The sequence below is a fragment of the Gallibacterium anatis DSM 16844 = F 149 genome (genome assembly GCF_000379785.1).
Lineage (GTDB): Bacteria > Pseudomonadota > Gammaproteobacteria > Enterobacterales > Pasteurellaceae > Gallibacterium > Gallibacterium anatis.
Window position 1 is genome coordinate 1 of record NZ_KB903741.1, and the last position, 10,307, is coordinate 10,307.

Sequence of the window (10,307 nt, forward strand, 5' to 3'; positions counted from 1 at the left end):
TTTTTCGATATGCCTATTAGATCAAACCTCTAGAGGTATGTCTAGAGGTTTGTCAGCAGTCTGAGACCACCTTCGGGTGGTCTTTTTATTCGGTTGTTAAACAATGAAATTTCGTAAAATAAAAATCGTATTAGAACACTTTTTTAAACGGTTTGACGATCACATCACCGTAAACACCGGCTTCGACATAAGGATCTTGCGCTGCCCAATTTTTTGCTTCCTCTAACGAAGAAAATTCAGCAATAACAGTTGAACCGGTGAAACCTGCTTCTCCCGGATTTTCATCATCAATCGCCGGGTTCGGGCCAGCAGTTAATAAACGCCCCTGTTGTTGCAATGCCGATAAACGTGCGAGATGTTTTTCACGCACTGCCAAACGTTGTTGCAAAGTGCCGGGTAAATCTTGGGCAAAAATCACATAGTACATAATTACTCCTTATCTTGATGTTGTTTAATCATTTGCAATGCTTGTTCCAATTCAGCGTTATTCTCTTTCGGAATCGGATAAGGTTTGCCGTTTTCATCTATCGCAACATAGGTAAATACCGCTTCGGTCACTAAATCACGTTCAGAAACAAAATCCCGAAAGGCGTGTTTTACCCACACTTCCACTTCTATTTGCAATGAGGTATTGCCGACACGAGTACAACGTCCGTAACAACAGACAATATCACCGACCGATACCGGCTTATGAAAAGTGATGTTATTAACGTGCACAGTCACCACACGCCGATGCGCAATTTCATTGGCTAAAATCGCACCGCCGATATCCATTTGCGACATAATCCAGCCACCGAAAATATCGCCGTTGGCATTAGTGTCGGACGGCATTGCTAATGTTCTCAACAACAAAGTACCGCTTGGTACACGCTCTGTCGTACTCATTTTTCATCCTTATTTTTTTGTTGTGAAAGGTGCGGATAAATATAAACACCGGTTAATAATGACGCTGCCAAAGTCAAACCGAAAAAGCCGAAAGATTTAAAATCCACCCAAATATCATCCGATAAAAACAGACTGACATAAATATTAATCAGCATACAGACGATAAAGAAAATTCCCCAGCCTAAATTGAGGTTTGCCCACACTTTCTGTGGCAGCTCGATCTCCTTGCCCAGCATACTTTTTATCAATAATGTCTTAAAACCGAATTGGCTGATTAATAAAATCAGGGCAAACAAGGCATAAACAATGGTCACTTTCCATTTCAAAAATTCGAGATCATTAAAATAGGCGGTCAAACTACCGAAAAAGATAATAGCAACTGCCATAATCCATTGTGATTTTTCGATTTTGCCATATTTGAGTTTCAAAATTGCAAATTGAATAATGGTAGCGACAATTAACGTGATTGCCGCTTCACGCACACCAAAAAGTTTGTAAACGGCAAAAAAGAGAATAAGTGGAATAAATTCTAATAGTTGTTTCATAGTGATACTTTTTTCATAAACACACGATAAAAACGATAGGCAAAAATCAGTGAAAACAGATTAATAAAGGCAGTGAGAATGGTTGAAACCACCACCAAATTTGCGCCTAACAGTAAAATTAATTGGTTGCTGACCAACATCGGCAACACATAAACAAAAAAGAGATAACCAAGAATCGCCTTCCATTGACGACGTTGATTAATTAGCTGATACAGTTTCCCCAAGCTCTGCTTGTTCGGTTCCAGTAAATACGCAAACGGCAACAACGCTACTCTAGTTAATAAATAACCGCTGATCGCAAATGAGGCAACGGCACTGATCATCAAGGTGGCAACATCACTGGAAATAGTTAAAGCACTCAATCCCATAAACATTGGGAAAAAAGCCAACAATAAAATAATGTTATAGCCGGCAAAACCGAATACTTTTTTTAACGATTCCACCAAATAAAGCAACATATCACCGATGCGATTCGTTAAAATCTGATCAACCGTCAAAATAAACCAGACCGTAAACAGCAATGTTAAAAACAGATTGATGAAGGCGGCAAAAACAAGTGGTGACGGAATTAATGTCGGCGTGGATAATAATTTTTCTAAACCGCCGTATGAATTCACAATAAGTTGAAAGACCAACGAATTTAAAGCAAATAAAACGGTAAAAGTGATCACAATCGGATAACGGTTGCGTACAAAATAACCGCTTTCTTGGAAAATACGAAAAAAGTTGATAGGCATTGTTTCCTCTGTCTACTACATAACTCAAAACAGCAAGAGTATAGCAACTTCAAGTAAGAAATTCAGCATAAGTATGCTAAACTTCGTGCCTTTAATGGTTTAATCTGTGATAGCTGACTTATGATTAAAAAATATTGGCAATTTTTTTGTACCGTTTTCCTTATTAGCCTATTTTCCAGTGCTTATGCCGGTCTTTTTGATAAAAAAACGGAGTTTCTTACTGCCGAGCAGGCTTTTCCGTTTTCAGTGCAGGCACAACCGCAACAAATCATCCTACATTGGGAGATTCAACCAAATTATTATCTCTATAAACATACTATTCAGGTTACAGGCGAAAATGTTGCATTTACACAACAAATTGAGCCAACGATAGAAAAAAGCCATCAAGATCCCTATTTCGGCAATACACAAATCTATGAACAAGGTTTAGAAATTAAGCTTTTGCCGAAACAGCAAGTTTTTCAAGCTGAAGGCAGTTTAGAAGTAAGCTATCAGGGCTGTACAGACGGTTTATGCTATCCGCCACAAACACGACAAATACAGCTTGCCGAACTGTTAAACAACACTCCATCAAATACAGAAAATACAAATATAACAACTGATCCGGAAACATCCCTTACTCAACAGCTATTTCAAAGCAAATATGCTGCATTTTGGTTTTTTATGCTTGGGATCGGTTTAGCCTTTACCCCTTGTGTATTGCCGATGCTACCTTTGTTGTCGGCATTAGTGATTGGGCAAAAACAGCGTGCCAACACTGCTAAAGCATTGTTGCTCAGTGTTGTCTACGTGCAAGGAATGGCGTTCACTTATGCGTTATTAGGGTTAGCGGTTGCCGCTGTCGGGCTTTCTTTACAGGCGTGGTTACAAAGCCCTTATGTATTAAGCTTCTTCGCCCTCTTATTTGTTCTACTTGCCTGTTCAATGTTCGGTTTATTTCATTTGCAAATTCCGTCCAGCTGGCAAACCAAATTGAATACATTAAGCCAAAAACAGTCCGCCGGGGTTTATGGCGGCGTGTTTGTAATGGGCGCAATCGCCGGTCTAATCGCTTCCCCTTGCACCTCCGCACCGCTTTCGGCAGCACTGCTTTATGTAACACAATCCGGTGATCTGCTGACCGGTGCATTAACGCTCTATTTATTAGCCTTAGGGATGGGCGTGCCATTAATTGCGATTACCGTCTTCGGCAATAAAATTCTACCGAAAGCCGGCGCGTGGTTGGAGAATGTCAAAGTGGCTTTCGGTTTTGTACTGCTTGCCTTGCCAATTATTCTGCTCTCTCGCATTTTACCGCCTTATTGGGAGCAGATTTTATGGTCATTATTGGGTATCGCCTTTTTTATTTGGTTTATTACTATCGTTGGCAAAGCGCATCGTTTTTGGCTGTTAGTTGCCCTTATCGGCATTGTTTTATCCGCCGCACCGCTCTATTTCAGTTGGCAACAATATTGGCAAAATGATAACGGCAACAACGAAAATGACACCTTTATCACCGTCACTTCGCTGGATCAATTACAACAGCAGCTGCGACAAAATCCGCACCAAATAGCGATGGTTGATCTTTATGCCGATTGGTGCGTTGCCTGTAAAGAGTTTGAACATAAAACATTTAATCAACCACAAGTACAGCAAAAATTGGCACAAATTTTACTGATTCGGGTCGATATGACCAAAAATAGTGTGGAAAATCAGATAGTAAGCAAAAAATATAATGTCCTCGGTTTGCCGACTATTCTGTTTTTTGATCAACAAGGCAACGAAATTGAAGATAGTCGCATTACCGGCTTTTTAGAAGCTCAACCGTTTTTAGACTGGTTGCAAAAAATTCAGCAAAAACAGTAACTTTTTTAAGTTTCAAGTAATGATGAAAAAAGAGTAAAAAAATGCGAGGCTTTAACCTCGCATTTTTCAGTTATCAACTAAATTAGTAGATAATCTGTTCATTTTTCACCAAAGCATCCAATGAGGTGCTGACATTATCCAAGGTAATAGCCTCTGTGTATTGGTAACTATCACCAGTAATAACTGCCGGTGTATCTTTATCCCCATCGGTATCGATTTCGTGATGTGCACCATCCAAGTCGATAGAAATAGTGGTATTGCCATCTTTTTCATCCACTTTGATAAACTCTTGCAAGTAATCAAGATATTTCTTAGGATCGCTTTCACTCAATAGATCAGCTCGTGCTTTATCAAAGGTTGAGTTTTCGCTTTGTAATACTGCAGAAAGGTCAAGCACATCCGCATCAGGATTAAAGGTGAGACTACCTACAGCAAAGCCTTGCCAATCATCCACGCCTGTACCTAAATCCTCCGCTTGCAATATCACGGTATCACGAACACCGGCTACAGAGTGATACGTATCGCTACCGCTACCACCGACAAAGACAGTACCAAAACTTGTGTTACCATAAAGCTGATCATCTCCGGCATCACCGAATAGATAATCCATACCACCTGTAGAGTAAAGTGTATCATTACCGTCATCACCATAGAGGTTGTCGTTACCTAAACCACCTGTAATTATGTCGTTTCCAGTACCGCCATATACCACATTGCCTAAATGGTTGGTTGTGATATCATCATCGCCCGCAAAACCATAAATGGTTTCGCTTGCTTCACTACCACGTTGATCCAAGGTATTGCCTTCTGCATTACCTTCTACTAAATGCACATCCCCATTTAAAGCGTGATTTTTACCTAATAGGTCTAAATCAAGCAAGCTGAGCAATGGTTTTTCAGTTTGAGCCCCTTGGTAATCGGTAGCAGTAATGCGCATACCATTGAGTAAATCAAGGCTTAATACGTCGCCTGTAAGGATATCCAATGCGCCCTCTGAATTGGCGTGACCAAAACGTACAGAAGCCAAGAATTGGTTGATTTTTACATTATCAATCACACCGCCATCCTGCGCTGTAATATGTAAGGTAACGCTTGGTGCAATTAAACCTAAAACCCCCTCTTTTTTCTCAAGACTTACATCCAAGCCTAATTCTTTGGCTAATTTTTCAGACCAACCAAAAGTAGATGGAGTCACATTCACGCCTAATACTTGCAAATAACGAATATCCACACTGGCTAAATTATTGTCCGGATCAAAGACATAAATATCCTGTTTATTTAACTTCAAGATTTGCAACGCATCTAAGCCGATAATACCCAACAAATCATTTTCACGGACAAAGACCAATGGCGCTTGGTTATCCGGATTAAAGGTCACCTTGCTATAATCCACATTGCTGGTGTCGGCTGTAATCACACTACCATCGTAATCACCATCCTTATCAGTAGCACCAATAGTAATCGTGTGAGAAGTACTTTCTCCTGTATTTAATGCCTCACCTTGGATATGGTTGACCATTAATGAACCCTGAGAAAGCAAGGTCTCAATAATATCAAGATCATTATCACCGAGCGAAGTTAAATCTACTCCTTGCAACTGGATTACTTGGTCTACCTGATCTGCTTTAAAGCCACCAATGAATTGACCCTCAGTACTGATATAAAGAGTTGTTTGCTCGTTAGCTTCGTCGTATGCAAAATGTAGATAATTTAATAAATTACCGACTGTCATACCGACTTGGCCACCACCTTTTAACAAACCGCGTAAGTCTAAGACATCACCACCCAAGGCAACGCCGTTTGCATCAAAATCAGTGACGATATCTGTCGCAATTCCTTTGCTCATCACTTGGTCATCTTTTTCCCAACGGAAAACATCCGCTCCTTTACCACCTGTCAAGGTATCATTGCCCTGGCCACCAATCAAGAAGTCAGTTTCACTGCCTCCGACCAAGGTATCGCTACCTTTACCACCATACAAACGATCGCTACCACTACCGCCTACTAAGGTATCATCACCATCTAAGCCATAGAGGCGAAGATCATCTGTGGCGTTGCGGTGATCCAAGGCAGATGACTTACCAGCATCATCCACAAACGTATTAGAGGTAGTTTCCCCTGACAAGACATCATTTAATAGGCCTACATTGGCAAGATGGACACCATCCGAAGATTTAGCCAAAGAAGCACCAGACTGATCAAAAATTTCAAGGCTTGTCGTTGGTAATAAGCCAACTGTCAGAATTTTAGACAATCCACCTTCGGTACCCACGGTAGCCAATAATTGATTGATATGATCGGTATCCAATTCACTACCATCTTTTGCAGTAATGGTTAAGGTCGTAGGGGATAAGCCTAATACCATCGGTTTAACGTCAACCTTCAATCCAAACTCTTCTGCCAAGCGTTGGTTATAGGTCCATTGTTTTAAATCACCCAATAAAGTGCCCAATAAACCACCAACATCAACCGACCACATCGATAATTTCACCGAATAAATGCCATCTCCTTGAACAGAGAATGCTTGTTGGTTTTCAAACTTTGCTAAACCGGCCACATTTAAGTTCACGGTATTTAATAAACTACTATCTGATCCACCTACTGTTGCCTCTGGTTTAACAGAAACATCGGCACTCACATCTGTACTTGGAATACGGTATTGGTACTCACCAGTTTTAAGATTGAGCTGCAAGGTTTCACCGGCTTTTGTGCTTAAGAATAAGATTGGATTTTCGCCTTGTTCTACGCGGTAAGAAAGAATTTCGCCTTCGCTAACAGTGGCTTGGTAACTATCCAAATCCACTTCCACTTTTGTTTTACCCAATTGGACAGAGAAGGTTTGTAAACCGTCTTGACTTACCTCTTTTAGAGCCTCTCCGGCAATGGTATTATGGCTTGCTGTCAATTGCTCAGAGAAATCCTCAGCCAATACAGGTTTATCGTCTGCAATATGCAAAGTCAACCATTGTTCAGAGACTTGACCGTCTACAATAATATGATAAACAGGCACATCCAAATTAAGCGCCTCGTCCAATGCGCCACCTGGGGTACCATGTTGAACCGCTTGGTGTTGTACCACCTCGTAGGTGCCTTGATTATCGACGTGAATACGAATGACTTCTTTACCATTTGCCATCCCGATTAAGGTATCAGTACCCGCGCCTTGCCATTGAACTAAATCACCGTTTGAAGTTGTCAAAAGCGCTTGCGGTTGTTCTAGGTAATAAACCCCTTCACCATTGAGATTTAAAGCTTTAGATTGTGTTTGATCTAAACCATTATCACTCAATTCAACAAGATTATTGGCTTGGTAATAATCCACAGTAATATCTTGGGTTGTGCTGTTGCCGGCTTTATCCGTGCTGGTGACGGTAACTGTTAATTCCCTGCCTTCTTTAGGAACTTGTACACTCACGGTGTCTGTATCCACAGTTACCGCCCAAGAACCATCCGAATTGACGGTAGTTTCTACCGCTTGCCCTTCACCAACTTTTACCATAATTGTTGCGCCCGCTTCACCGGTACCTGTAACGGTTAAACCTTGTTGTGCCTCATTATCAGAAAGACGATTGTCCCCTGTAATAGGATCGACAGTCAATTGAGGGGCTTGCGTATCCACAGTCAAGGTTTGCGAGCTTGTCGCGGTATTGCCTGCTTTATCCGTAATCGTAATCTCAACTTGGTGATCACCATCAGCAAGCGTTGCGTTGCTCTTAATCGACCAAGCGCCTTCCGCACTGCTTGTCGTTGAGCCCACTACCTTGCCATCCACTTTAATCGTGATTTGTGCATTAGGCTCAGCAGTCGCCCCTTGTGGATTATGCCAAGTCGGTTGAACCGTATTTACAAGCACTTTATCCTCAGCTTCATCTTTGTCGCCATCTACTTCAGCACCCGGCGCAACAATAGAGCGGTCAATCATAAATTCACGGGAAGTGAGAAGATTGCTGTATGTATAACCTCCTACGCTTGTACCACTGCGGTCATCATACACATCTAAACGATAATGACCATCGGCTAATTGTGCTAATTGCTCAGGTGACAAAGCAAGTGTCCAGTTCTTATCTTTTGTAGAATGAAACTTTATATTGTCAACAGGTTTACTCTTATCCACATTATAAAGCTCAAAATAGACTGAATCGTTCCATTTTGCCTCGCTGGCATAGCCGTTAATTTCTACATTAAACCGGGCTTCTTCAACATTAATCATATCATCACCGGCAATCACATCGATTTGGTTGATGACTTGTCCTTCATGAGGTCCGTTGATAGACGCTGATTTAGAGGTTGATGCTGTATTACCCGCAATATCTAAAGCATTCACCTGGATAGACAATCCGTTGAGGATGGTGGCAGCTTGGTCTGCAGGAGTATGGATAGACCATTTACCTGTCGCATCGGTCATCGCGGTTAGACCACTTTCATTACCACCTAGCACCAGCTCGACTTTACTGCCTGCTTCAGAAATACCGGTAAGCAATAAATCTTTATATGTACCCGCGGTTAAATTCCATACTGGGTCGGAATGACCTGATAAGACAAATCCTTTGATTTGTACATCAGGAGACACTGTATCAATCGTGACATCATGACCAAATACCTTTTCACCGCTATTGTCTGCAGCATCAGTCTGTTTCACGATAATATCGCCTACTTTATACTCACCATCATTGAGATTAAAGCTGGTACCAGAGCCATTTTTCCAGGTTTTGCCCCCATCGGTACTGTATTGCCAAGACGCACCCTCTTCGAGGTTGTTGACCAACATTTGAGAACCATTGGTAATCCCGTCATAGTCATAAAAGCCTGCATCTTTGACAAGAGCGATTTCAGGCGCAACAGGTGCAAGCGTATCACCTGTAAAAGTAGTCGCTTCTGTACCTTTACCCACGCGTGTACTTTCAACCGATTGATAACTACCGTCTTTAACTGCAACACTAGCATTTAAAGTATTGTTATCTTCTGCAGTGAAAGTCACGTGATAAATGAATGGATTTTCGCTGTCTTGATGGAAATTAGACAAGGTACCACCACTCACCTCAATATCAGAAATATCAAACCCTGTCACCGCTTCACTAAAGGTAAAGGTGATGTCGGTGCTGTTGGTGTCGGCAGTTAATGCTGTAGTATCCGCTTTGACAGTAACGGTTGGACGCGCTTCCAATGTTGCATTTGCAGAAGTTGCATTGCCCGCTTTATCACTGATATTGTCTAAAGTTAAGCTAATATCATCAGCTGCGTTTGGATCGACGAGCAATTGACCGTCTTTGATGGTCACCTGATCACCTAACGCTTTCTTCACAACTTCAAAATCAGTGATAGTATTGCTTTCTTTATCATAGACTTTATTGCCATTGAGATATAAATCTTCATCAGCACTTAATGAAACGGTGCCGTTGGATTTATCAACAGCCAATTCTACTGTAGGAGTTTGTGTATCTAAATTAAAGCTGGCGTCTGTTGAGGTGGTGTTGCCGGCTTTATCACTGGCTTCTACAGTCACCTTGACTTCACCATCGGCAATATCGTGGGCTTTATCAGCTGGGATGTCGATAGACCAAGTACCATCAGTTGCCTGTGTTGTGCTTGTTTCACCATTAGGCAATTTCACCGTAATTGTACTACCCGGATCGGCTGTACCACTGATGGTAATTGCTTCATCTTTTGCCACATCCTCTATCGGATTAACATCTAGCTTACTAGGCGCTTCTGTATCTACTGTGAAGCTAAAGCTTTCATCTAGTTGGTCTTTTTGACCCTCTGCATTGTAAGCAATAATATTAAGCGGGTTTTCACCCTCACGCACTAAGACAGGCACTTCAACAAAACCATTTTTAATATCAGCGTCTGTCAAAGCAAAACCATTAGCACCATTCACCACAACCATATCACCCGCTTTGGCACCCTCTTTGAGGTGAATTTTTACCGTAGCAAAATGTGCATCATCACCAAGCTCTTTGCTAGAAAGGATTTTATCGCCATTTTGATCTTGAACTAATTCTACACGATTGAGGATGTTGTTTGTTTCACCTTCACCAGTTTTTTCCCAGCCACTATCACCATAGGTGTAAATATCACCGGTAGAAATATCAACATAAACATCACCAGAATGACCTTCACCTGTTGGCTCACCACGACCGACAGTAGTAGATTTACCGTCCGCTCCGTTTTGACCGTCGGTACCGTTTTGACCAGGTGCACCTTGGTCACCTTTTTCACCTTTGATAAAGTTCAAAAAGTCCTCTTCTGTACCAGTGTGACCAGCATCCAACCAAATTTGATATGCTGATTTACC

Annotated in this window: 6 protein-coding genes; 1 reads left to right on the forward strand and 5 read right to left on the reverse strand. The window is 41.6% G+C overall.

Going from position 1 to position 10,307, the window contains the following annotated elements:
* Positions 1 to 130: 130 nt before the first annotated feature.
* The 4 genes from A3EO_RS0111055 to A3EO_RS0111070 are packed head-to-tail and all read right to left on the reverse strand — an operon-like array spanning position 131 to position 2,167.
* Positions 131 to 427 (reverse strand): YciI family protein, encoded by a 297-nt coding sequence (locus A3EO_RS0111055; protein ID WP_013746628.1) that lies wholly within the window; start codon positions 425 to 427, stop codon positions 131 to 133.
* 2 nt (positions 428 to 429) lie between these two features.
* The gene (yciA, locus tag A3EO_RS0111060) at positions 430 to 885 is read right to left on the reverse strand and encodes an acyl-CoA thioester hydrolase YciA (protein ID WP_013746627.1); all 456 of its coding nucleotides are present in this window, start codon (positions 883 to 885) and stop codon (positions 430 to 432) included.
* Positions 882 to 1,430, reverse strand: coding sequence for a septation protein A (locus A3EO_RS0111065; RefSeq protein WP_018347192.1), 549 nt, complete (start codon positions 1,428 to 1,430; stop codon positions 882 to 884). Before A3EO_RS0111065 ends, yciA begins: the two co-directional genes overlap by 4 nt.
* On the reverse strand, positions 1,427 to 2,167 hold the full coding sequence (locus A3EO_RS0111070) for a hypothetical protein (protein ID WP_018347193.1): 741 nt from the start codon (positions 2,165 to 2,167) through the stop codon (positions 1,427 to 1,429). Before A3EO_RS0111070 ends, A3EO_RS0111065 begins: the two co-directional genes overlap by 4 nt.
* Positions 2,168 to 2,287: 120 nt before the next feature.
* Between A3EO_RS0111070 and A3EO_RS0111075 the strand changes: the two genes are divergently transcribed.
* The gene (locus A3EO_RS0111075) at positions 2,288 to 4,012 is read left to right on the forward strand and encodes a protein-disulfide reductase DsbD (protein ID WP_018347194.1); all 1,725 of its coding nucleotides are present in this window, start codon (positions 2,288 to 2,290) and stop codon (positions 4,010 to 4,012) included.
* An 82-nt stretch (positions 4,013 to 4,094) separates the two neighbouring features.
* Here A3EO_RS0111075 and A3EO_RS13815 read toward each other — a convergent pair whose 3' ends face one another.
* Positions 4,095 to 10,247: an Ig-like domain-containing protein gene (locus A3EO_RS13815; RefSeq protein WP_211206181.1), complete on the reverse strand. Its 6,153-nt coding sequence runs from the start codon at positions 10,245 to 10,247 to the stop codon at positions 4,095 to 4,097.
* Positions 10,248 to 10,307: the final 60 nt, after the last annotated feature.